Genomic DNA, 26601 nt, shown 5'->3' with positions numbered 1-26601 from the left:
CTTCTAATTTCTAATTCTAAAATCTCTTTCTCCCTGATACTAATTTCTAGTGGGTTTTGTATTTTTTTAATATAAATCAACCGAGTAAAAAACTAAAACGTCCTTTAAGTAAGTACATGGTACACTTAAGTACCTTAATTTTGTTTAACGTCTAAAGACGCTCTAAAATGAGATGTTCCAGCCGCACCTTCCGGTACGGCTACCTTGTTACGACTTAGCCCTAGTTACCTGTTTTACCCTAGGCAGCTCCTGTTACGGTCACCGACTTCAGGTACCCCAGACTTCCATGGCTTGACGGGCGGTGTGTACAAGGCCCGGGAACGTATTCACCGCGCCATGGCTGATGCGCGATTACTAGCGATTCCAGCTTCATAGAGTCGAGTTGCAGACTCCAATCCGAACTGAGACCGGCTTTCGAGATTTGCATCACATCGCTGTGTAGCTGCCCTCTGTACCGGCCATTGTATTACGTGTGTGGCCCAAGGCGTAAGGGCCGTGATGATTTGACGTCATCCCCACCTTCCTCTCTACTTGCGTAGGCAGTCTCACTAGAGTCCTCAACTTAATGCTAGCAACTAGTGACAGGGGTTGCGCTCGTTGCAGGACTTAACCTAACACCTCACGGCACGAGCTGACGACAACCATGCAGCACCTTGAAAATTGTCCGAAGAAAAGTCTATTTCTAAACCTGTCAATTCCCATTTAAGCCTTGGTAAGGTTCCTCGCGTATCATCGAATTAAACCACATAATCCACCGCTTGTGCGGGCCCCCGTCAATTCCTTTGAGTTTCATTCTTGCGAACGTACTCCCCAGGTGGCTAACTTATCACTTTCGCTTAGTCTCTGAATCCGAAAACCCAAAAACGAGTTAGCATCGTTTACGGCGTGGACTACCAGGGTATCTAATCCTGTTCGCTCCCCACGCTTTCGTCCATCAGCGTCAGTTAAGACATGGTAACCTGCCTTCGCAATTGGTGTTCTAAGTAATATCTATGCATTTCACCGCTACACTACTTATTCCAGCTACCTCTACCTTACTCAAGGCTCGCAGTATCAATGGCAGTTTCATAGTTAAGCTATGAGATTTCACCACTGACTTACGAGCCCGCCTACGGACCCTTTAAACCCAATAAATCCGGATAACGCTTGCACCCTCCGTATTACCGCGGCTGCTGGCACGGAGTTAGCCGGTGCTTATTCGTATAGTACCTTCAGCTTCCCACACGTGGAAAGGTTTATCCCTATACAAAAGAAGTTTACAACCCATAGGGCCGTCGTCCTTCACGCGGGATGGCTGGATCAGGCTCTCACCCATTGTCCAATATTCCTCACTGCTGCCTCCCGTAGGAGTCTGGTCCGTGTCTCAGTACCAGTGTGGGGGATCACCCTCTCAGGCCCCCTAAAGATCATTGACTTGGTGAGCCGTTACCTCACCAACTATCTAATCTTGCGCGTGCCCATCTCTATCCACCGGAGTTTTCAATATTAAATGATGCCATTCAATATATTATGGGGTATTAATCTTCCTTTCGAAAGGCTATCCCCCAGATAAAGGCAGGTTGCACACGTGTTCCGCACCCGTACGCCGCTCTCAAGATCCCGAAAGATCTCTACCGCTCGGCTTGCATGTGTTAGGCCTCCCGCTAGCGTTCATCCTGAGCCAGGATCAAACTCTCCATTGTATGTTTGTCTGACTCACTCAAAGTTATTAACGTTCTAGTCTTTTCCTTACTTGGTTGTTATATCTATTTTTCAATGATCTTCTTGTATCTTCCGCTTTTTACCATACCTAATTTTCTGTCGTTTTCAGTATAGATTTGCGTGTGCAAAAGTAATTATTTATTTCTAATTGACCAAGATATTTTTGATTTAATTTAAAGTTTTTTAATTCACCCTAATCTCATCTTTCAACATCCCAATCTTCTACTCCTCTGCTCCCGTTTTACCGGACTGCAAAGATACAAATCTTTTTAAACCTTACAACTTTTATTTACTAAAAATTTAAAGTTTATTTCTAATCCGTTTCGTAGTATTCATACTCTATTACCTACTTCTGCGCTACTTCCAACATATCGTTTTCAGTGGGGCAAAAGTACTCCAATCTTACCCACCGTTCCAAATATATTTAACATAATGTTCATACAAAACTCGTATTGTGGAAAAGTTTTGATTATAAGCTATTGATATAGTTTTATTTATAGAGTAAGCCGTAGTTATCCACACTATTCGATTGTCTTTTTGAGAAGTGTCAGAATAGGTGTTTTCAACGGTTGAAAGCACTTTGAAGAGGATTTCTTGGATTATTAAATATACTATATAAGGTATACTCTAATAAACCGTATCGGTTTTGAAAACCCGGCAGGTTGGAAGTCGTTGTGATTATAGTTGTTTTGGATGTGGATGAGAGATAAATAATGGGCTGTCCTTTTGCCTTGAAGCAAACGGACCAAAAATTCAAGACTGGAAGCTGCAAGCTAAAAATGAATCCTGTTCTCTAAAAATTCTAAAACTTGCGCGAATTCAAGATTGGTTATTCGACTCAAGATTGGTCTCGCGCTTCAAACAGTAGAATTTTTTTAACGTTCTCAGAATTCATTTTCTTAACGCTGCAACTTCCTAGGTCGGATTTGCAGTCATGGAAAGGACTAGCGATCGATTGATATTACCTCTAAGTAATTTTCTACTACAAGAAAAAGCGTTAAAAACGCACACTACCCTAGCCCGGATTGAAGCGGCATCCTTTTGGGTGGCAGCCGGAGCGAAGCCCAGGACGTCACACAAAAGATACAGCGGAAAGCCGGATCAAGCTCCTGAAAAGTTTTGAGTTAGAAAGTGAATGGGGCGGAGAGTCTGAGAGTGGGAGAATTGGAGGGTATGAGAAGATTTATGTTTGAGATTGCTTTGTCACTTCGTTCCTAGTAATGACAGTTTGGGGAAATAAAAAAAGCCAGAGCAAAATATCTTTGCTCCGGCTTGGTAGTTTAATTTTGTACTTTATCTGAATCGAACTTTCAGAAGTGATTAAAATCTATAATTAGAATTTAATTACAGTTCTCATTCTTTCAGTTTCTTCTATTACCAATTCGTCATCTACAAGGATTTTTCCTGAGTGCTCATCAATAATGATTTTCTTTCTCTGAGCAATCTCCATTTGCTTTTGAGGCGGAATAGTGAAGAATGATCCTTTTGGAGCACCTCTTTCTAATCCTACAACCGCTAAACCGGTAGGAGAACTTGTTCTGATTCTAGTATAAGAAGCCAGTAATCTCTCGTCGATCTTACCTGCATATTCTTTTGACTGCTCGATCAAATAGTCTTCTTCTTTCTGAGTTTCAGAAATAAGACCATCTAATTCTTCTTTTTTGAATTTTAAGTGGTTTTTAAGATTACTGATTTTTGTATTCAGTTCACTTAAAGTTTCGTTTTTGTGAGCAATTTTAACTCCGAATTCTTTGATTCTTTTTTCAGCAAGCTGAATTTCAAGATCCTGGAATTCCATTTCTTTTCCTAATGCTTCAAACTCTTTGTTGTTTCTTACATTGTCCTGTTGAGACTTGTATTTTTCAATTAAAGCTTTTGCATGGTTTATCACTTCATGCTTGGTTTTGATCTGATCGTCCTGATCTTTGATATCAGCGTGAAATTTTTCAGCTCTTTTTTCAAGTCCTTCAATCTCGATTTCAAGATCTTCAACCTCAATTGGCAATTCTCCTCTTGTATTTCGGATTTCATCCAATCTTGAATCTATGATTTGTAAATCGTATAAAGCTCTTAACTTCTCTTCAACTGAAATATCGTTGGTCTTTGTTGCCATATCTAAAGGAAATAATTTACTGGGTTTGTTTTTTCGTTAGATTTCGAAATTGCAAATGTAGTAAATTTTTGTGACAAAATTTCAAATAATTGTTGAGTAACGAATTGTTCTGATTCATAATGACCTATATCGCAAATCAGCATTTTGGATTCTGCCAGAAAATAGTCGTGGTATTTGATATCTCCGGTAAGATAGGCGTCGCATTTCTTAGATAGTGCAGATTTTATTCCACTGGCACCGGAACCACCTAACACTCCTACTCTTTTTATTTTTTTATTGTTAAAATCTGAATGTTTAATGATTTCAAGGTTAAATTTTTCCTTTACGAACTTCAAAAAGTCCTTTTCATCCATCTCTTCATCCAATTCTCCGTACATTCCTAAGCCTGAATGTTGATTTTCATTATCTAAATTATAGATCTGATGCGCCACTTCTTCATATGGATGTGCAGATTTCATTGCTGAAATAATCTGACCTTGTTTGTAATCTTCAAAAATGACTGAAATCATGTTTTCATCGGCATTTTCGCGGATATTCTGTTGACCTGAAAATGGATTTGAGCCTTCAATTGGTCTGAAAGTTCCACTTCCATTCAATGTAAAGCTGCATTCATCGTAAAAACCAATATTTCCAGCTCCTGCTGAGAAAAGCGCTTCTTTTACCTGTTCTGAATGATCTTTAGGAACGAAAACCGTTAATTGTTTTAAGTTATTTTTCTTTGGTTGAAGAATTTTTATATTTTTTAAGCCTAAATGATTGCAAATTCCTGCATTTACTCCAAAAAAATCGTTATCCCAAGCGGTATGAATGGCGTAAATGGCAATTTTATTTTCGATAGCTTTTAGAACTGCTCTTTCAACATAGTTTTTTCCTGTTAAAGATTTTAACCCAGAAAAGATAATCGGGTGAAAACATACAATTAGATTACAATTTTTCTCAATGGCTTCATCTATAACGTTTTCCAGAGCATCGTGGCAAACCAGAATTCCGCTCACGTTGCGGGTCGGAACTCCACACAGCAACCCCACATTATCAAAATCTTCTGCCTGCTGTAACGGAATGCGTGTTTCTATTTTGGAAATTACTTCACTTATTGTCATTTTATTCTGTATGTTTGCTACGAAAATAACGATTATTTGTTAATTTAAAAAAAGCATTAAAAAAATGGAAAGAGAGCACAACCTTGTTCCCGGAGACGCGCTCTGGAAAAGGTATCTTTACCGGATTATTTACCGTTCCGATACCAAACTCGGAAAATTATTCGACATTATTTTACTATTCTTAATTCTTGTAAGTACCTTCATCATAATGATGGAAAGTGTACCTCAGCTTGATAAAAAATTCCATTATACCTTTATTATTCTTGAATGGGTTATTTCAATATTTTTTTCGGCGGAATATTTTAGCAGAATTGCTGTTATAAAAAATAAGAAACAATATGTTTTCAGTTTTTTCGGAATTATTGATTTTTTGGCTTTAGTTCCGTTTTATCTGAGTTTTTTCTTTCCTGTAACTAAATATTTCCTGATATTCAGAATGCTGAGAATGTTGAGGGTTTTCAGGGTTTTCAATCTTCTGGATTTTATGAATGATGGAACTGTAATTGTGAGAGCATTAAAAAACAGTTCAAGAAAAATATATATTTTCCTTTTATTTTTAATTATTTTTTCAGTAATCGTTGGTTCTTTGATGTTTATGGTGGAAGGCGGAAGGCCGGGATTTGAAACTATTCCGCAATCTATTTATTGGGCTGTGGTTACGGTGACAACGGTTGGTTATGGCGATGTTTCTCCGATTACTCCGATGGGTAAATTTTTTGCCGTTATTCTGATGTTGGCAGGTTATTCTATTATTGCGGTTCCTACAGGGATCGTAACTGCAGAAATGAGAAACAAAAGACAGAATCTTGAAAAGACATGCGAAAGGTGCGGAAATGAAGATATTGATGATGATGCAAGGTATTGCAAGCAGTGTGGCAAGAAATTAGCTTAATACTTTTTATAAGTTTATTCTATTAACCAAAATACCACAAAATCATGGAACCACAAAAGAAAAACAAGCCAAGCAGTTTAGTAATTATTCTTTTTGCTTTAATTGTATTAATGATCATCATTTATTTTATACTCGTGATGTTTTTCCCAACAGTTTTTGAACATATGAACACAGGTGATATACAACCTGTTCCAGACAAATAATTTAATTTATAAATAAAACGAGACGACTTAAATAGCCGTCTCGTTTTTATTTGAGTTAATTCTTATTATTTTTTAATTGCTTTGATTGTTTGCTTAGAACCATCTTTCATATTTAATGTTACTAAATACAATCCTGATTTTAATTCTTCTAAATGAAGAGTAGAAGAAGGTTTTTCAATCGTTTTAACCAATCTTCCGGAAATATCGGATACAGAAACAGATTTTACATCTTTAATATCTGAAATATTCACAACATCTGTAAAAGGATTCGGGTATACTTTAATACCGTTTTTAGTTCCTGCAATTTCGGAAGTTCCCAATGTTCCATTCGTAATGTTAATACTAAATGTTCCTTCAGGCTCATCTGTGAAATCACTGTAATATCCTACATTGACAAAATAATTGGTTCCGGCAACTGTTGGTATTGAAATAGTTTCGGTACCTCCCTGTCCGTTATCATCAATACGGTCTACACAAACCAAATTGCCGCAAGTACCTGTATAAACACCAATTTCAGGATCAAAATCGCTTGCTGCAGGCATTGTTACCGTTATAACATTCGCGTTACCATTCCCTATAAATGAGAACCATGTACCGTCATTCATACCATTAGAACAAGCGGTAATAAATCCTCCGTTATTGGTAGCACCTCCTGCATCTGATTGTGTATAATTATAAGGGAATGTAGTCGCCTGCAATGCTCCTGAGCAATCATCATTGGCTGGTGGCGGTGGAAATGTTCCAATACAGATATCAAAACTTTGGTTACTTCCTGAACCGTAGTAGCTATAAACTCTTACGTAATAAGTACCTCCCACAGTAAGTCCTGAAACTGTAGATGTGGTATCATCCGAACACAAAATACTGGTTAATGAGCCACAAGATCCGTCGAATACCTGGAAATAGGTATCTGTATCGTCATCAGAGCCTACAGAAACAATATTCGTAAGTGACACTTTATGAGAAGTAGCCGTAGCAACAAATTTAAACCAAACATCATCATCAGGATTACCAAAACAAGGATCAGGAATTAACCCTGAATCTGTAGCTCCCAATGTATATCCTGAAGTTACAGTACCGCAATTTAGATCAGAATTTACTGTTAATGCAGTCGCAGCCGAGCATTCATCGTTTGCCGGTGGTGGCGGCACTGTTGTAAACATCGTATCAGAACAACCCGAAGACTCTCCTGCTGCACTTACTGCTGCAACTTTTACATAATAATTAGTACCAGGGTTAAGAGCTGTTGACAACGTAAAACTGTTTGTAGCAACTGATTGCTGATTAACAACATTCGTTCCTCCAGGTGTTGTTCCCACAGAAACTTTATATCCTGTAGCACCCGAAGAGTTATTCCACGTAATTGTAGGTAATAATGGAATAAACATAGAATTATTTGTAGGATATGTTACCAATGGACAACCAGGAATAGGGTTTGGCGTTAATCCATTAAAAGTAATCACAGATTTATAAGGTTCCAAATTTCCGTCCGATGGAGCAAAAGGATCCGGATTTATGTTATCATCTCTAAAATATAGGGTAGAATTTGGAGTTGAAGGATAAACATACATTGCTTCATCATAATCATTAGCATCGTAACCTGCAGAGTTTTCCTCGGCTGCAACCACTAGATTACTAGTATTATTATACGGAAATGGTGTGGCAAAAGTAATTTCCACTACTCCATTTGTATTGGTAACGGTTCCAGAGAATACCTGGGTTAACTGACCGGCAGGAATCCAGTCTGAGTCCGTAGCAAATGAAGTTTTTGTAGTTTGGCCTAAATAAACTACCCAATCTGAAGAGCTGGCGATCGACATGGCAGGATCAAGATAAAACTTTAGTCCTGTAATATTTCCTGCCGCATTAGCATTAATTTCCTGTTTCGTGAAAATTTGCTGAACGTAAGAATATCCATAATAAGTACTTATTGGAGCAACTCCAACATCAGTACTTCCTGTACCCAAATTGATCTGGGCATTAAGCGTCATGCTTATCATTAATAAACATGAAAGTAGAAGTTTTGTCATAAACGATTATATTTTACTGATTTGCTTACTAAATTAATAATAAAACCATCATATAGCATAGTAAAATATAATATTTAACTAAAAAAAAATAACGGCTAAATAAATTTAGCCGTTATACAATTAATTATAGGTTATGAAATTTACTTCTTAATTGTTTTTATCGTTTGTTTTGTACCGTCTTTCATTTCTAAAGTTACCAGATACATTCCTGATTTTAATTCTCCTAAATGAAGAATAGAAGCTGGATTGCTAATCGTTTTAACCAATCTTCCTGAAATATCAGTTACTAAAACAGATTTCACTTTAGAGATATCTGAAATATTTAAATCATCAACAAACGGATTTGGATATGCTTTAATATTATTTTTAGCTCCTGAAACTTCTGAAGTTCCTAAAACTGATGCATCGTAAGCCGAAATCTGGAATTGTCCGTTTGTACTTGCTCCTCCTGCAGTTCCAGTATATCTCCATACGCTAATGTATAAAGTAGCTCCTGGCGTTTGTCCTGTTAATGACAACAATGAATAAACTCCTCCCGCAGCATTATCATCATTACAACCTACTGAAGTTAATGATCCACACGTTCCGCTATGAGCAGAAAGAACTGTATCTAATAATCCTGATCCTGTAACGCCTTTAGTTTCCACTGTGATGCTTCCACTTGCAGGCACAACCACTGAGAACCAAACATTATCTCCTCTACTAGTCTGACATGATGTTGTACCATCTGTTGTAGCTCCTGCATTTGAAGTTGTTAAAGGACTCGCTGCAAAGTTATTTCCTACTGTTAAAGCTACTGCTCCTGAGCAAGTATCATTTACAGGTGGCGGTGGTGGAGTTCCGATACAGATATTAAAGCTATTGCTATATCCTGAACCATTACTGCTATATGCTCTTACATAATACTTTTGTCCAGGTGTTAATCCTGCAACAGTTGTAGAATTTGTAGTACCACAAGCAACACTTGTTAATGTTCCGCAAGTTCCGCTAAGCACCTGAGTATATAAACTCGTAGATGATGAGCTACCTGTAGAAACAACATTTGATAAAGTAATAGTATGTGCAGTTGAAGTTGCCACAAAAGAATACCAAACATCATCATCAGCAGTCCCAGTACAAGGAGTAACCGCTACGTTAGAGTTAGTAGCACTAAGCGTAGTACCTGCAGTTGTAACACCACAAGCTAAATCTGGGTTAACTGTTAAACTTACAGCGTTCACGCACTCGTCGTTTGCAGGTGGCGGTGGTGGAGTTCCGATACAAATATTGAAACTTGCATTATATCCTGCACCTGAATAAGTATAAACTCTTACATAATATGTCTGACCAGCCGTTAAACCACTTACAGTACCTGTATTTGGATCTGAACACAATAAGCTTGTCTGTGAACCACATACTCCGCTTAATACTTGGAAATACATATCACTAGCTGTAGTTGTTCCTGTAGAAACTACACTTGATAACGCAACAACATGTGAAGAACTTGTAGCTACAAATTTAAACCAAACATCATCATCAGGATTTCCTGAACATGGTGCTGCAGCTAAAGAATTGGTAGCCCCTAAGGTATTTCCTGCTGTTGTAGCACCACAAGCCAAATCTGGATTTACAGTAAGAGCCACAGCATTAGCACATTCGTCATTTGCAGGAATTGCTGCAGTAGTCGTTTTAAAATTTCTTTCAGTACATCCTGTAGATACGGTAGCACCACTATAAGCAGTAATTGTATAATAATACTGAGTATTTGGAGTAAGTTGTTGAGCAGTTGTTAATGTATATGTCAATACATTCCCAAGATCAAAACTGTTTAATATATCAGTAGCACCTGCAGAAGTACCAATACTTAATCTATAACCAGTTGCTCCTGCTATACTAGACCAAGTAAATGTAGGTTTTACAGATAATCCAGTCTGTGCAGCAGTTGGAGAAGTAACCGAAGGACAAGATAATGAAGCTGTTGTAAAGCTTCTTTCTGTACATCCCGTTGAGCTACCTACCGCATTACTTGCATAAACTGTATAATAATACTGAGTATTAAAGTTAAGAGCAGTCGTTAATGTATAAGTTGTTACATTTCCTACATCTGTCATATTCATAACATTTGTACCGCCTGGAGTAGTACCTATACTGATCTTATAAGATGATGCAGAAGCTGATACTGCCCAGGTAATTGTAGGCAAAACAGAAACGCCCGTTGCAGCAGCAGTAGGAGCAGAAACTACAGGACAAATCGGTGCTGAAGCTGGCATAAGTCCTAAAAGAGTAACATTAGATAAAGTAGCTGCACGGCCACCTGCAGCAACAGGTGCTGCCGGGTTAAAATCCGTAGTATCATTTCTATAATACAAACTGCTGTTGGTAGTACCTGAAGCAGATGTGTAGAAATAGTCTGATGTAGAATTAAAATCTGGCTTATTCTCGTGTACCGCAATAACAAGGTTATCAGTATTATTATAAGCAAATGGAGTTGTAAAAGTAATCTCAACTACTCCTGCATTATTAGTGATAGTTCCTGTAAATACCTGAGTCATTGCTGATGTGGTAATCCAACTAGCAGCCGTTGTTCCGGCAAAAGCAGTAAGAGTCGTGTGCCCTATAAAAACCTCCCATTGATTTGACTTATCAAGTACCGCCGTGGCTGGTAAATAAAACTTTAAACCAGTAATATTACCTGCAGCTGCAGCGTTAATACTTGTTTTGGAAATAATTTGCTGAGTATAGTTATACCCCCAATTGGAAGCTATGGGATACGCTCCCGTTGTCGTTCCACCGCCCAAAGTAATTTGAGCATTCACGATTGTGGCTATCAAAAAAAATAGGCACGTGAGTAAAAGTTTTTTCATGCGTAGTAAAATAAAAATTAGAGGGTAAATGTAGAAAATTAATTCAATTAATATCAAAAAATATCATAATATTTTACAACAATAAAAACAATTCAACTAATTCATTATCAATAATTAAACAAACATTTGAACTAATTAAAATTTTCATCAATAAATGAATTATTTATTAACAATTAATTACCAAATAGTTAACTTAAAATATAGTGAAATTTTTAAATCAAGTAATAGTAGATAAAATGAAAATTACTGGTTATTAAAGTTTTTCAAACTAACAAAATCAGTTGATATTATTAACCAAAAAAAGTGACTTTCGTCACTTTTTTTAACTTTATTTCATTCAAATTAATTGAGATAAAACTCATATTTATTGAGTAATTGTATTTCTTTTATCAAATCACCATTCAGATCTACCGAATGTTTCATAGATTGTAATTCTAAATGAGAATCATCCTCAAGGTTTTTAATGAAAAATTTCAGTTTTTGATCCCCTTTATTTCTATCAAGCACCGTTCTGAAAAAATCAAGATCTTCCGGTCTGAAATCCATCACATCCATCACCAGCGAAATACTTTTTGCAAATCTTTCGAAGGCTTCCTGAAGCTCGATCACATCATTTACATTCACGAAAACACGTCCGTCTTTCACTTGGGCAAATTTAATTTTAAAAATCACAAATCTCTGCACCTCAAGTTTTTCTTTCAGACGCATATAATCTCTGTCTCCTAGCCTGAAAGAATACGATCCCGAATAATCTTCCAGTGTAACAAAAGCCACTTTTTCACCGCTTTTGAAACCATCTTTTACCACATATTCTGTGATCAAACCGGCAACAGTGTACTCTTTTCCTCCACCGCCGTTTTCTCTTTCTTTCTGTAGCGTTTTCCAGTCTTTTTTCTTTTCCTCAAACAATTCTTCTCCTTTATTGGCGAAGGCTTGCTCTTTGTAAGCATCAACCTCATCAAGATTTAAGAATGAAAAATTGCCTTTTGGTTCTGCTTTTTTGGTCACTTCTTCTATAATTTCCTCTTCGCCGACAGACAATTCATCAGAAACAATTTCTATGAGATCTGCCACCTCATCAACAGTATCTTTTTCAAGGATCGGAACTACTTCTGCGACTACTTTTTCCTCTTCATCTTTTTCTAAAACCGCTTTTTTAGAAAGTTGTCCTTGCATGAATTGATAATGATATTTAAATTCATCCAACGGGTGTGCAGAAAGATAGAAACCGATGATTTCTTTTTCTTTGTTAAGCTTATGCATGTTCGGCCATTCCGGACAAGGTGCTAATTTTGGCTGTTCGATCTGAACTTCATCAGCAAAATCAGCAAAAAGAGAATGTTCCATCTCATTTTTACCTTCCTGGAAGCTTTGTCCGTATCTTATTAATCTCTCCAAATTTGTTTTCCCGGCCATATCAATATCGAAATACTGACCACGGTGGAAAGAATCCAATTCATCAAAAGCGCCCGCCAATACTAAACTTTCCGCGACTCTTTTATTCATTTGAGAAGGTAAAATTCTTTCAAAGAAATCGTATATATTTTTAAATCTTCCGTTTGCTTTTTCCCTTGTAATCGCCTCACTCGGACCTTCCCCGATACCTTTTATGGCTCCCAATCCGAAACGGATCTGCCCTTTTTCGTTTACAGAGAATTTATATTGAGATTCATTCACATCCGGACCTAAAACGTCTACACCAATACTTTTACAATCTTCCATGAACATGGTAATCGATTCTGTATTGTTGATGTTATTACTCATTACACTCGCCATGTATTCTGCGGGATAATTTGCTTTCAAATATGCTGTATGATACGCAATTAAGGCATAACAGGTAGAGTGAGATTTGTTAAAAGCGTATTCTGCAAAGGCTTTCCAGTCATTCCAAATTTTATTTAAGGGATCTTCTGCGAGGTTGTTTTTCTTACCACCTTCGATGAATTTCGGGTACATTTTATTAAGAACGTCAATCTGCTTCTTACCCATCGCTTTTCTCAACGTATCGGCTTCACCTTTTGTGAAGTTGGCCAGTTTTTGAGAAAGAAGCATTACCTGCTCCTGATAAACAGTAATTCCGTAGGTTTCCTTTAAATATTCTTCGGTTTCGGGTAAATCGTAAACAATTTCTTCAATACCGTGCTTTCTGTTGATAAAGTTTGGGATATATTTAATCGGACCCGGACGATAAAGGGCATTCATGGCAATAAGATCGGCAAAAACCGTTGGTTTAAGCTCTCTCATGTATTTTTGCATCCCGGGACTTTCATATTGGAAAATCCCGACCGTTCTTCCTTCCTTAAATAACTGATATGTTTTTGTATCATCAAGCGGAATTGTATCCGGATCGATATCAACATTATGTCTTTCTTTAATCAATCTTAAAGCATCTCTGATGATCGTCAAAGTACGAAGACCCAGAAAGTCCATTTTCAGCAGTCCTGCACTTTCCGCCACCGAGTTGTCGAACTGAGATACCAAAATATCGGCATCCTTAGCCGCAATTGTCACAGGAACCAGATTACTCACATCTTCAGGTGTAATGATCACCCCACAAGCGTGAATACCTGTATTTCTAATACATCCTTCCATTTTTTTAGCACTCGCAAGCACATCAAAACGTGGGTCTTCAGGACTATCCAGAACATATCTCATCTCATCGACAAGCATCTGATCTTCAGGTTTTAATTTATCATATTTTGATAACGCTTTCGCAATATTCATCCCCGGTGTGGAAGGGATAAGTTTAGCAATATTAATCGTATCAGGAATTGAAAGGTCTAAAACCCTTCCGGCATCTTTAATCGCAGATTTTCCTCCTAAAACAGAATAAGTAATAATCTGTGCTACCTGATTTTTACCGTATTTTTCAACAACCCATTTAATGATCTTGTCTCGACCTTCATCATCAAAATCGATATCAATATCGGGCATCGAAATCCTTTCCGGATTCAGGAATCTCTCAAATAGCAAATCGTATTTAATCGGGTCAACATTGGTAATTCCTGTACAATATGCAACGGCAGATCCTGCTGCCGAACCACGTCCCGGACCAACCCAAACGCCCATTTTACGGGCTTCGTTACAGAAATCCTGTACAATCAAAAAGTAACCGGGATAACCTGTATTGGCAACAACTTCAAGCTCAAAATCAAGACGTTCCTTAATTTCATCTGTGATTCCCGTATCGGCATATCTTTTTCGCGCTCCTTCGTAAGTTAGATGCGTTAAATAGGCCATTTCACCACGTTTTCCACCATCAATCTCATCTTCTGTATGAATAAATTCTTCAGGAATATCAAATTTCGGAAGTAAAACGTCTCTTTTTAAGGTATAAGGTTTAAATTTTGCCGTAAATTCTTCATAGGCATCAAAAGCATCAGGATAATTTAAGAAAGCTTCTTTTATTTCATGAGCATTTTTAATAAAATACTCTCCGGAAGCAAGACCTCTTCTTTTACCAAAACCTTTACCTACAGGTGTTGTAAGCTTTTCCCCATCTTTGATACAGCTTACAATATCCTGAATATTAGAATCGTCTTTATTGGTGTAATAGGTCTCGTTTTGAGCTAAAATTTTAACGTTATATTTATCTGCAAAATGCAGTAAAACATCATTTAAATGTTCTTCCTCGGGAAGATTATGATTTTGAATCTGAACATAAAAATCATCCTCAAAAGTATCTTTCCACCATTTGAAAAGCTCCTCCCCTTTTTGTTCCCCTGTATTTAAAATCGCATCGGGAATATCTCCGTTAATTCCTGAAGTCAGGGCAATTAAACCTTCTTTATACTCAGCAATCAATTCTCGGCTTATCCTCGGAACTCCAAAATAAAATCCTTTTAAGAATCCTATACTTGAAAGTTTTGCTAAATTTTTATATCCATCAAAATCCTTTGCCAAAAGAACAACCTGCGTTCTTCTGTCGGGATCATCTTTGGTAAACTGTTTCTGTTCGTAACGGTCTGAAATATAGAATTCGCAGCCAACAACAGGAATTAAAGGCTCAGAAACAGGTTCTTCTTCATTAAATTCTGTTCCGTTTTCTTCCGCTTCCTGTTTTTTTGCTAAATATTCTTTATGTTTTTTCGCCCGGTCACTATTCGCTCCTTCAACCGCAGAGACAAATTTGAAAGCACCCATCATATTTCCGATATCTACCATTCCTACGGCAGGAAAATTATCATCAGAAGCCTTTTTAATTAAATCTGAAATGCTTGAAGTTGCCATCAATGTTGAGAAAACACTGTGATTATCAAAATTGAAATATCTTCCAAGATCGATATCATCAATACTTCCGACATCGCTTTGCTTTTTCTTGTTGTTGAAATCAGCAACCTGCCTTCTGATAACAATTCCGAAAGGTTTAATCGGATCCGGATACAACGTTTTAAAATACGCCAACTGATCCTCAGAAGTTTTAAGAACCTCAGCAGGAATGATCCCGATTCTCATCATTTCAAAGAAAACCTGAGCCGTTGCATTTACGTCGGCGGCTGCATTGTGAGCTTCATCGAATTTGTTTCCGTAAAGTTTTTCGTAAAGTTCTTCCAATTTCGGAGGTTTGAACCTTCCTCCACGACCTCCACCAAGCTGACAAAAGTTTGTCCCTAAAATCATGGTATCCGCTTTTGGCTTCTCCTGAAGATTGTCTTTTATATTTTTTCTGAATAATTCTGCACCGACAATATTATAATCAAACTCAACATTATGTCCGGAAACTACTCTTACTCGATCTAAAACCTTAGAAAATTCTTCTAAAATTTCTTGTAAATCTCTACCTTCTTCATTGGCAATTTTGGTTGTAATACCGTGAATTCTCGCGGCATTAAATGGTATATCGTAACCTTCCGGCTTTATTATATAATCCTGGTTTTCAATTAAAACTCCATTATCGTCATGTAATTGCCATGCGATCTGAACCATTCTTGGCCAGTTGTCTGAATCTGAGAGTGGTGCGTTGAAATTCTTTGGTAAACCTGTGGTTTCTGTGTCAAAAACTAAATACATGTAATTTTTCTAGCTTTTATTAAAAAAAGAGAATGTAAAGTTACTTCAATTTTTTGAAAATTTAAATCATTTGGGCAATGACATTTTATTAATCAAATTACTGTTAAATAAATAAACTTTAAACATCTATCATTTTAGCTCCAATTATAAAAACAATATGATTTCATACTATTTTAGGTGTTTTTAAAGCTAATCAACATTATTTTAGAATTAATTCATACAAAACCAATACAAACAAATAATTTTATATATATTTGTTAGATATACCGTTTTTAAAAATTTACTAAAAAGTTATGAAAAAACATTTACTTTTGGTCGGCACTTTGGCAATTACATTATTAAGTGCGCAAAACAATGAAGGATTAAAAAGAGAGTTTGAAAAACAAAACAAAGAGAATGCTGCAAGGTTCGACTCTTATGTTTCAAAGCATTACGGAGCAGATAAATCTCCGGAAACTTTAAAGGAAATTGAAGATCAGAGAAGTAACTTAGCTGGATTTACACCAGATGGAATACCTTATTTTCTTAAAGCAGAAGATATGGATCAAATAAAAAACTCCAATTCTGATTTTCTTCAAAATGGAACAGTAAGTGGTTTAACGGGTTCTTTTAACGGGGAAAATATTAAGTTAACTATTTTTGATGGTGGTAGAGTATTTGGAGGACATGCATTCTTCGACAATCTTCCTAACAGGATAACAAATATGGAAGCCAGTACTATGAATTATAGTGCACACTCAACTTCGGTAGCCGGATTTATGGGTGCAAGAGCTCATACACAGACATTAACAATCAATGGTACTCCAAGAACCATAAATTTCCAGGGAATCGCTAAGAACTCGACAATGGATTCTTATGCTTTCTCAACGACAACTTTACCAGGTAACACTTCTACCAGTACGGTTTTCCAAAAAATTATAGCTGCACAACCAAAAATATCCAACCACTCTTATGGTGTAAATGCCGGATGGTCTGATGCGTCAATAAGCGGAGCTTGGCTATGGACAGGTTATTATAATGCCGGAGAAACTTATGATCTACAAGGTACTTATTATACAAATGATCAAAACTATGATCAGATCGTGTATAATAATCCTTCATATATTATTGTAAAATCTTCCGGTAACTATTTCAATATGGGACCAACTGGAAATACAGCTCCTAAATATTATCGTAATTCAGCCGGAACACCAGTTTTATTTGCTGCAACAGATACAGTTCCTGTAAACAACTGTTCTTTAGGATATGATTGTATTGGCCCTGGTTCTTTGGCTAAAAACATCATCGTTGTTGGTGCTACAGACATTATTACAGCAAATAGTGGTAGATATGTAACTTCAGCAGACGTTGTGCATTCTGATTACAGTAGTGCAGGACCAAGAGATGACGGAGGTATCAAACCAGATATTTCGGCTGTTGGAACAAATGTAGGAAGTGGTTCTACTGCTGAAAATACAACAGGAAGTCAAAGCTTAACTGTTGGTAGCGGAACTTCTTACTCTGCGCCAGTTGTAACTGGAGTAATTGGACTTTGGACACAAATCAACAAACAATTATTCAGTAATGCTGAACTTAATGCTGCTTCAGCCAAAACGTTAATGATACATTCAGCTGCAGAGGCTGGAAATATTGGACCGGATCCACATTTTGGATGGGGATTCATTGATGCTAAAAAAGGTGCTGAAATATTAGTTGCAAAATCTAACAACACTGTTATTTTTAACAACGAAACATTAACAAGTGGTACGCCTAACTTGAAAAAAGTTACTGCATCAGGTACTGAACCATTAAAAGTTACAATCTCATGGATCGATCCTGAATATGTAGTTCCTGCTACTTTAACTTATCAGGATGCATACAATAACAGATCTTCAAGATTGGTAAATGATTTGGATCTAAGAATTGTTGATACCGTAACAGGTACAATTTATCAACCTTGGAAGCTAAACGCCTTAAGCCCAATGACTCCGGCTATAAAAGGTGATAATACCGTTGATAACGTAGAACAGGTGGTAATTGACGCTCCGGTTCTAGGCAGAGACTACAGAATTGAAATTGGTAATAAAGGAACTTTGGTAAATAACGCAGGTGTAGCCGCTCCTCAAAACTACTCTATCATCGTTACAGGATATTCTCAACAAGTTTTAGCAACTGGTGAAACGATCAAAGACAGTGGTATTGCAGTAGCTCCAACAATTACTAAAGATATTGTTAACGTATTGAAAGCTCCTAAAAAATCTACTTTCACTATTTATGACTTATCTGGTAAAAGATTACAAAATGGGGTAATTAACAGCGACAAAGAAGCTATCGATATTTCTTCTTATACAAAAGGAATTTACATTATTGAAGTGAAGACTGAAAAAGGTGTAATTTCTAAAAAAGTTATCAAAGAATAATCAATACAATAAATAGATTATTACAAAACACTAACACTTGTTAGTGTTTTGTTTTTTTATGTATATTTGCTTCCTATGGAAAATACACTTCACGAAAAAGTTTCTCAGGATATTTTGCTAAAGGCTTACAACCATATGATGCTTGCAAAGGCAATGGCCGACATTTATGAAGAAAACCGAAACATCTGTAAATACGTTCACAGTACTTCAAGAGGTCATGAAGCTATTCAGCTGGCAACAGCTTATCATTTAAAAAAAGAAGACTGGGTTTCTCCTTATTACAGAGACGAAAGTATCCTTCTTGGGATTGGCTTTGAACCTTATCAATTGATGTTGCAGTTATTGGCAAAAGCTGATGATCCATTTTCTGGAGGTAGATCATATTACTCTCACCCTTCAAGCAGGGATGAAAATATGCCAAAGATCATTCATCAAAGCTCTGCTACAGGAATGCAAACTATTCCGACAACCGGAGTAGCCCAAGGAATCAAATATATTCAGGATTTTGAATTACAGCAATTCGAAAACAATCCTGTTGTTGTTTGTAGCCTTGGAGATAATTCTGTGACTGAAGGCGAAGTAAGTGAAGCTCTACAATTTGCAGCTTTACACCAACTTCCTATCATTTTTCTGGTTCAGGATAATGAATGGGGAATTTCTGTAACTAAAGATGAAGCAAGAACTTGTGATGCTTACGATTTTGTAGCAGGATTTACTGGTTTAAGCAGAATGAGAGTTGACGGAACAGATTTCACCGAAAGTTTCGAAGTGATGAAAAAAGCCGTTGATTTTGTAAGAACAGAAAGAAAACCTTTAGTTGTTTGCGCAAAAACAGTTTTGATTGGTCACCATACTTCAGGAGTAAGAAGAGAATTCTATAGAGACGAAGAAGATTTAACAAAGCACAGAGCAAAAGATCCGGGAGAGATTCTTAGAAATCAATTGCTAGAATCTGGTGCTGATGAAGAATTATTAAAACAAATTACAAAAAAGGCAAGATTAGAAGCAGAAGAAGCTTTCCAAAGAGCTCAAAATGCCGAAGATCCGAAGCCAGAAACGGTAATGCAGCATATTTTCGCACCGACTCCAATTACGGAAGAAGTTGGAACTCGTGAACCAGCAGGTGGCGAAAAAATTGTAATGGTTGACGCTGCTATTCATGCGATCCAAGAGATCATGTGGAAGCATCCTGAAGCTTTACTGTACGGACAGGATGTTGGTGAAAGAATCGGTGGAGTTTTCCGTGAAACGGTGACTTTAGGTAAGAAATTCGGAAGCAAAAGAGTTTTCAATACAGCTATTCAGGAAGCTTATATTATTGGTTCTACAACGGGAATGAGTGCAGTTGGTTTAAAACCTATTGTTGAAGTTCAGTTTGCAGATTATATTTATCCGGGAATCAACCAGTTAATTACTGAAATTTCAAAATCAAACTATTTAAGCAACGGAAAATTTCCGGTAAGCAATATTATCAGAGTTCCAATCGGCGCTTATGGTGGCGGTGGGCCTTACCACAGTGGAAGCGTTGAAAGTATTTTAGCTAATATTAAAGGAATAAAAATCGCTTATCCAAGTAATGCTGCAGATTTTAAAGGTTTATTAAAAGCAGCTTATTACGACCCGAATCCGGTTGTAATGCTTGAACATAAAGGATTATATTGGAGTAAAGTTCCGGGAACTGAAGACGCAAAAACAATCGAACCGGCAGAAGATTATATCCTACCTTTCGGAAAAGGAAAAATCATTATCGAAGCTGATAAAAATGAAGTTGAAAAAGGCAGAAGTTTATTGGTTGTAACCTATGGAATGGGCGTTTATTGGGCTAAAGAAGCCGCGAAAAACTTCAATGGAAAAGTTGAAGTGATCGACTTGAGAACATTAATTCCGTTAGATGAAGAATTGGTTTTCGAAAGAGTAAAAGCTCATGGAAAATGTATCGTTTTAACGGAAGAACAGTTGAATAATTCATTCGCAGAAGCCTTTGCACACCGTATTTCTAAAAATTGCTTCAAATATTTGGATGCTCCTGTAGAAACGATGGGATCTCTGAATACTCCGGCAGTTCCAATCAATTTAATATTGGAAAAAGAAATGCTTCCAAACGCGGAAAAATTAACCGCAAAAATTGAAGAAATGTTAAAAAACTAAACATAACAACAGAACCTCTAAATTTTTAGAGGTTTTTTTATGCTGTAATTTATTTTAATTAAAAAACTTGTCTTACATTTAAATTGGTATTTATTTTGTTAACCTTATTTCTTTCACATTAAAAATTCGCACAGATGATTACTACAAAATACGTCAATTATAAACAGGTTTTAAATTTATCCGGTCATCATTTGATCTGGATCTCGGTCTGGTGTACATTGATCGCTGTTCTTTTCTATTTTTTCAACTGGCAATGGATGACCATTCCCTGGGTTCCGGTGGCGTTGATTGGTACTGCGGAAGCTTTTTTGGTAGGTTTTAAAAATAATCAGGCCTACGACAGACTTTGGGAAGCCCGAAAAATCTGGGGTGGCATTGTAAACTCTAGCAGATCATTTGCCTCAATGGTCTACGCTTTTGATATCAAAAATGAAGAAATAGGAAGTTTTGATCTGGAAGAAAGAAGAAAAAGAATCGTATACCGTCATATCGCATGGCTTTACACTTTTCGTGAGCAGCTTTTGGTTCCTACAGAATGGGAACACATCAGCCATGAAGATGAAAGTTTCAAAAATATTGATCACAAACGTAACAGATTGATCAAAGCAGGTTTTCCCGATTACGGAAGAACTCCGATTTTCCTGCATAAATACCTTTCTGAAGAAGAATTTGAACTACAGTCTGATTATAAGAATTTCGCAACTTTCTTAGTTTCAAAACAGGCAAAAGAGATTAATGATTTAAAAAATGATAAAGTTATTTCTGAATTTAACCAAGTTCAATTACAGAATTCTTTAAACGAGTTTTACAACTTTCAGGGACAGGCTGAAAGAATTAAAAAATTTCCGTCACCAAGGCAGTTTGCAAGTACGGCATTCGTCTTCAATATCCTTTTTATCCTTTTGCTTCCGTTGGGTTTGGTGAATGAATTCGCAAAATTGGGAGATTGGGGAATCTGGACTTCAATTCCTTTCTGTATCACCATCGGCTGGATCTATATTATCATGGAATTGGTGGGAGATTATTCTGAAAATCCGTTTGCAGGATTGATGTTTGACGTTCCAATGCTTTCTATTTGCAGAACTATTGAGATAGACCTTTTACAAATGACGGGAGAAACAGATCTTCCTGAACCAATTTCATCTAAAAACGGAGTTTTAGTTTAAAATTTAAAGAACAATTGCCGTCGTATTTTTCACCTCAGAGATCATAAATGAACTGTGAGTACTCGCAATATGCTGTAAAGTGGTTAATTTAGTCAACATAAAATTACGGTAATCTTCCATGTCTTTAACACCAATTTTAAGGATGTAATCATAATCTCCGCTCACATGAAAACATTCTGTGACTTCCTGTAAATTCATCACCTCACGTTCAAACTGAAGGACGTATTCTTTTTTGTGCTGACTTAATTTTACATGACACAAAATTATAAAATCCCTATTGATTTTATGTCTGTCAAGAATCGCCACATATTTTGAAATTACTCCTGTATTTTCAAGCTTTTTAATTCGTTCATAAACAGCTGTTACCGACAAACCAAGCTTGTAAGAAAGCTCTTTGGTGGTTTGTTTAGAGTCTTCCTGTAAAAAAAGAAGCAGTTTTTTATCAATTTCATCAAATGTCATAGATATATTTTTGGTAAAAGTTTACATTAATCAAATATAATAAACATTTTTTCGGTTTAATTCATATTTAATAGTTTTATATTCTAATATTTCAAAATTTAGTTGTAATAATTCTGTAATTAATTCATTTTTAGCCCAACAAAATCGAAAACCATCATGAGAGACTTTAACGCGGCAAATGAAATACAGGATTTACAATATTTTGGTGAATTTGGTGGAGTAAATCCATCAATTTCAGACAGTTCAACGTATACTTTTCTTTCTGCAAAAACGATGTTCGATACATTTGAAGGAAATGCAGAAGGTTGCTATTTGTATTCAAGACATTCATCACCGATGAATCTTTATCTTGCCCAGGCATTAGCAAAACTTGAAAATACCGAAGCTGCCAACGTTACCGCTTCCGGAATGGGCGCTATTACTTCTGTTTTAATGCAGGTTTGTAAAAGTGGTGATCATATTATTTCGAGCAGAACAATTTACGGTGGAACTTACGCTTTCCTGAAAAATTTTCTTCCTCCTTTTCACATTGAAACTACATTTTTAGATATTAATAATTTTGAAGCCCTTGAAGCTTCCATTCAACCCAACACAAAAGTTATTTATTGTGAAAGTGTGAGCAATCCGCTTCTTGAAGTGGCTGATCTGAGAAGACTTTCCGAGATCTGTAAAAAACACAATTTAAAACTGATCGTTGATAATACGTTCTCCCCTCTTTCAATTTCACCTACTTTATTGGGCGCTGATATTGTTATTCACAGTTTAACAAAATTCATCAACGGAAGCAGTGATACCGTGGGTGGTGTTTATTGCGGAACTCAGGAGTTCATCAACGACACAAAAAATGTAAATAACGGAGCTTGTATGCTACTTGGGCCGACAATGGACAGCTTCAGATCTGCAAGTATTTTAAAGAACTTAAGAACGCTACATATCAGAATGAAACAGCACAGCTACAATGCAATGTATTTGGCTGAAAGATTTGAAAAAGACGGATTAAGAGTCGTTTATCCCGGTCTGAAATCTCACAGAAATCATGAATTAATGAAAAGTATGATGCATGAGGAATACGGATTCGGCGGATTACTGACTTTAGACGCAGGAACAACAGATAAAGCCAACGAATTAATGGAACTGATGCAGCAGGAAAACTTAGGTTACTTAGCCGTAAGTTTAGGATTCTATAAAACATTATTCTCATGCTCAGGAAGTTCAACTTCTTCTGAAATTCCGGAAGAGGAACGCGCTGAAATGGGAATTTCCGATGGACTGATCAGATTCTCAATAGGATTGGATCACGACATCGAACGAACATACGAAAAGATGAAGGAATGCATGCATAAAGTAGGTATTCTCAGCCATGAAACCATCTCTATATACTAATTATGTTTACAAAAGCTGTTGAAATTTTTCGACAGCTTTTATTTTTTTCTTTGGTTTAAAGATTATTTCTTATGAAAATGTTTAGGAAAAGCGTCTTCCGGTTTCATTCTGAAAATATTTAATAAAACCCAAGACTTTAAGAAGCCATATCCGTAAGAAAACATCTGAATGTACGTTGAAATAACTGCCATTCCCGCAATACTTATATTTTTAGTGACTATTAAAGCATGGAAGAGCACCATAAAAGTGTATAATCCATAAAAACCAAGAATAATCCCTCTTCCCAGAAAAAAATATTCAATAAAGCCCAAAATATAACCCAACATAAATAAGGTTGGAAAAGCAAAAGAAATTTTTACATAATTCGGATGCCTTTGATTAAGAATCGGTCTTGCACAGCCAAACTGATAAACTTGTTTTGAAAATTTTCCAAGGTCTACTCTACGCTTATGATACACCGCAATAGTATCGAAAAAAGCCGTTGTAAAACCTTTTTCCCAAAGCGTCATCGACAAATCCGGATCTTCTCCGATTCTCATTTCAGAAAAACCGCCCACTTTCTCGAAAACATCTTTCTTCACGCCCATATTAAAGCTTCGTGGCTGAAATTTTGAAACAGCCTTTTTACTTCCTCTGATTCCGCCGGTTGTAAAAACAGAGGTCATAGAATATGAAATTGCTTTCTGCATCAGATTAAAACCTTTATGCGCTTTATCTGCACCACCAAAGGCGTCACATGGGATTTCAATAATACTTTTTTTAATATTTTCAATATAATCATGTTCTACGATCACATCACTGTCGACAAAAACCAGCCATTCGTTTTCTGCTCTTTTTGCACCGTAATTTCTTGTTAAACCCGGGCCTGAATTCTCTTTCCGGAAATATTTAACCTCTAATATTTCGTCAAAATTCTTTATGGTAGGCTTAAGATCAACAAAAGAACCATCATCAACGATAATGATCTCAAAATCTTTATCTGTTTGTTGGGTAAGAGAATTTAATAACTCAAAAAGTTCATCTTTTCGGTTAAAAATAGCAACGACGATGGAAATTGTAGGTTTCAAATTGAAAATTTTTCAAAATTAATTATTCATGAAAGAACTTGCAAACTCTTGACCAGACATTATGATTTAATTATAAAAATATCTTTACATCAGGATTAAAATATTCACATTTTAAAGAAACTAAACCATTATTTTAGCTCCTAATTTTGTCTCAATAAATTAAGACATGTAAAAATGGAAAGACAAATTTTCAGGAAACAAGTACAAAACATATCAATTCAGGTTTTAATGCATAATCAACAGCGCATGAAGTTATTAAAGGAATTGATCTTTCTAGAAAGACAGCCTTCGTAACAGATGTTTATGCCGTAGGAAGTCGGTTTTGAAAAGAAGCGTTCCCTTTTCTTTACATAATAATTATTTGATGGTTTAAAATTTGCTGTTGCGGATATATGAAAAAAATTATTATCGTCGGAGCAGGAGCTTCAGGTCTTATGGCTGGATACAAATTGAGCAAACAAGGTTTTAATATAGAAATAATTGAAGCTCAGGATCGTATAGGAGGACGAATTAAATCAAAAAACACAAACTCTTTTCCCTATTTCTTAGAATTGGGTGCCGAATTTGTACACGGAAATCTTCCTACAACACTTCAATTGCTTGATGAAGCAAAAGTTCCATATTATAAAACTGAAGGTGAGATTTGGAATTATGAAGAAGGCGTTTTTAATCAGGATGACAATTTTTCAGAATATTTTGAAGTTTTTCATGAAAAATTAAGCCAACTTACGGAAGACTGCAGCGTTTATGAATTTTTAGAAAATAACTTTAAAGGCGAAAAACATTCTCAGTTAAGAAAAAGTATTCTCAATTTTGTTCAGGGTTACGATGGTGCAGATCCAAATGAGATGAGCGTTTTTTCTCTTCGTGAAGAAAATCCTGACAACGAAGAAGAAGATGAGTACACAATTGAAGGCGGTTATTCTTCTTTAACTGAATATTTATATTTAAAATGCAGGGAAAATGGTGTTAATTTCCACTTTTCAGAAATAATTACACGCGCTAACTGGAAAAAAAATGAAGTTTTTCTTACAAGTAAATCCAATAAAGAATACAAAGCAGAAAAAGTAATTTTCACTTTACCAATCGCTCTTTTACAGCAGGAATCGATTGAATTTAAGCCCCAGATTCCGGAGTATATTTCAGCAGCGAATGAGATTGGTTCTGGTCACGCTATAAAATTTATTTTTCAATTTAATTCTGAGTTTTTTAAAACTTCAAAAATGTCTAAACTTGAAGATCTGCATTTGCTCTTGAGTGATGAAGAAATACCGACTTGGTGGATGCATAAAACAAAACCCACATTATTAACGGGTTGGTTGGGAGGTCCAAAAGCTTTTGAACTGAGAAACTCATCAAAGGAAGAACTTTTAAATAGGTCTTTGAAAACTTTACATCATTTTTTTGATCTTCCTGAAAATATTATTTTTGAAAATTTAGAAAACTGGGAGATCAGTGTTCCTTCTGCCGATCCTTTTGCAAAGTGTGCATATTCTTATGATAAAATAAATTCAGAGGAAGCTAGAGCAGTTTTAAATACCCCGATTGAGCAAACTTTATATTTTGCAGGAGAAGCCCTGTATACAGGAGATGCAACCGGAACTGTAGAAGCAGCTTTAATCACCGGAGAGAATACAGCGAAGAAAATTATTCAATTAAAATAAACCTGATCTTATATATAAATACAATACCGAAGCAGTTGACAATAGAATTAACGAAGTACAGAAAAACATCATGGAAAGGAAACTTTTGAAGTAGAAAGATTCTAAAAGATACAATGCAAAACAGCAACTAAATGTGAAAACAATCCCAATTAGAATAGCAATACATATAGTCTGAAATGGGCTCTGAACCAATAAAGGATCTTTAAAAACTATAAATAATAAAACTAAACTTGTCACTGTAAAAAAAGTACTGAACCATTCTACAAAATATTTGGATTTTTTGCGTTTTGCTGTTTTTTTCGTCTCCCAACTCGGAGCTGATGAGCTACCCAAAAGATCTAAAGCATCAAGCACAACACCTATAATATCAAAAATATTCCAAGACATACATTCGTTTTACATTGTAAGCAAAAATAGAAT

General features: G+C 36.1%; 15 protein-coding genes and 1 rRNA gene. 7 read left to right on the top strand and 9 right to left on the bottom strand.

Features of this window, described 5'->3' with window-relative positions; all coding sequences use genetic code 11:
- Window positions 1-165 precede the first annotated feature (165 nt).
- The 3 genes from EG348_RS14695 to EG348_RS14685 form a co-directional block, all read right to left on the bottom strand.
- Window positions 166-1682: ribosomal RNA gene (locus EG348_RS14695) — 16S ribosomal RNA — on the bottom strand.
- 1352 nt (window positions 1683-3034) lie between these two features.
- On the bottom strand, window positions 3035-3814 hold the full coding sequence (locus tag EG348_RS14690) for a zinc ribbon domain-containing protein (RefSeq protein ID WP_123983754.1): 780 nt from the start codon (window positions 3812-3814) through the stop codon (window positions 3035-3037).
- A gap of 2 nt (window positions 3815-3816) precedes the next feature.
- Window positions 3817-4914 (bottom strand): Nif3-like dinuclear metal center hexameric protein, encoded by a 1098-nt coding sequence (locus EG348_RS14685; protein ID WP_123983753.1) that lies wholly within the window; start codon window positions 4912-4914, stop codon window positions 3817-3819.
- Between the two features lie 64 nt (window positions 4915-4978).
- Here EG348_RS14685 and EG348_RS14680 point away from each other — a divergent pair, with 64 nt between their 5' ends.
- Both EG348_RS14680 and EG348_RS21755 read left to right on the top strand, forming a co-directional pair.
- Window positions 4979-5806, top strand: coding sequence for an ion transporter (locus EG348_RS14680; protein WP_123983752.1), 828 nt, complete (start codon window positions 4979-4981; stop codon window positions 5804-5806).
- Window positions 5807-5850: 44 nt separating this feature from the next.
- Window positions 5851-6009, top strand: a complete 159-nt coding sequence (locus EG348_RS21755) for a hypothetical protein (RefSeq protein ID WP_157885932.1) — start codon at window positions 5851-5853, stop codon at window positions 6007-6009.
- 65 nt (window positions 6010-6074) lie between these two features.
- Here the strand turns inward: EG348_RS21755 and EG348_RS14675 are convergent, their stop codons facing one another.
- From EG348_RS14675 to dnaE, 3 genes are all read right to left on the bottom strand, one after another.
- Entirely contained in the window at window positions 6075-8039 is a 1965-nt protein-coding gene (locus EG348_RS14675; protein ID WP_123983751.1) for a T9SS type A sorting domain-containing protein, read from the bottom strand.
- Window positions 8040-8179: 140 nt separating this feature from the next.
- The gene (locus EG348_RS14670; protein ID WP_164463306.1) at window positions 8180-10834 is read right to left on the bottom strand and encodes a T9SS type A sorting domain-containing protein; all 2655 of its coding nucleotides are present in this window, start codon (window positions 10832-10834) and stop codon (window positions 8180-8182) included.
- A gap of 390 nt (window positions 10835-11224) precedes the next feature.
- Complete coding sequence (gene dnaE / locus EG348_RS14665) at window positions 11225-15892, bottom strand: DNA polymerase III subunit alpha (RefSeq protein WP_123983749.1); 4668 nt, start codon at window positions 15890-15892, stop codon at window positions 11225-11227.
- 293 nt (window positions 15893-16185) lie between these two features.
- Here dnaE and EG348_RS14660 point away from each other — a divergent pair, with 293 nt between their 5' ends.
- From EG348_RS14660 to EG348_RS14650, 3 genes are all read left to right on the top strand, one after another.
- Entirely contained in the window at window positions 16186-18291 is a 2106-nt protein-coding gene (locus EG348_RS14660) for a S8 family peptidase (RefSeq protein ID WP_123983748.1), read from the top strand.
- Between the two features lie 75 nt (window positions 18292-18366).
- Window positions 18367-20439, top strand: a complete 2073-nt coding sequence (locus tag EG348_RS14655; RefSeq protein ID WP_123983747.1) for a thiamine pyrophosphate-dependent enzyme — start codon at window positions 18367-18369, stop codon at window positions 20437-20439.
- Between the two features lie 134 nt (window positions 20440-20573).
- Window positions 20574-21605, top strand: a complete 1032-nt coding sequence (locus tag EG348_RS14650) for a bestrophin family protein (protein WP_123983746.1) — start codon at window positions 20574-20576, stop codon at window positions 21603-21605.
- Window positions 21606-21608: 3 nt separating this feature from the next.
- Here EG348_RS14650 and EG348_RS14645 read toward each other — a convergent pair whose 3' ends face one another.
- Window positions 21609-22067, bottom strand: a complete 459-nt coding sequence (locus EG348_RS14645) for an Lrp/AsnC family transcriptional regulator (protein WP_123983745.1) — start codon at window positions 22065-22067, stop codon at window positions 21609-21611.
- Between the two features lie 156 nt (window positions 22068-22223).
- Between EG348_RS14645 and EG348_RS14640 the strand changes: the two genes are divergently transcribed.
- The gene (locus EG348_RS14640; protein WP_123983744.1) at window positions 22224-23450 is read left to right on the top strand and encodes an aminotransferase class I/II-fold pyridoxal phosphate-dependent enzyme; all 1227 of its coding nucleotides are present in this window, start codon (window positions 22224-22226) and stop codon (window positions 23448-23450) included.
- A gap of 62 nt (window positions 23451-23512) precedes the next feature.
- Here the strand turns inward: EG348_RS14640 and EG348_RS14635 are convergent, their stop codons facing one another.
- Window positions 23513-24517 carry a glycosyltransferase gene (locus EG348_RS14635; protein ID WP_123983743.1) on the bottom strand — a complete coding sequence of 335 codons (1005 nt, stop codon included), beginning with the start codon at window positions 24515-24517 and terminating at the stop codon, window positions 23513-23515.
- A gap of 392 nt (window positions 24518-24909) precedes the next feature.
- Between EG348_RS14635 and EG348_RS14630 the strand changes: the two genes are divergently transcribed.
- Window positions 24910-26181 carry a flavin monoamine oxidase family protein gene (locus EG348_RS14630; protein ID WP_123983742.1) on the top strand — a complete coding sequence of 424 codons (1272 nt, stop codon included), beginning with the start codon at window positions 24910-24912 and terminating at the stop codon, window positions 26179-26181.
- On the opposite strand, the gene EG348_RS14625 is transcribed toward EG348_RS14630, so the two are convergent.
- Window positions 26173-26568, bottom strand: a complete 396-nt coding sequence (locus EG348_RS14625) for a branched-chain amino acid ABC transporter substrate-binding protein (protein ID WP_123983741.1) — start codon at window positions 26566-26568, stop codon at window positions 26173-26175. The genes EG348_RS14630 and EG348_RS14625 overlap by 9 nt on opposite strands.
- Window positions 26569-26601 lie beyond the last annotated feature (33 nt).

Source organism: Chryseobacterium sp. G0201 (genome assembly GCF_003815655.1).
Taxonomy (GTDB): domain Bacteria; phylum Bacteroidota; class Bacteroidia; order Flavobacteriales; family Weeksellaceae; genus Chryseobacterium.
This window is presented reverse-complemented; position numbering and strand designations above follow the sequence as displayed.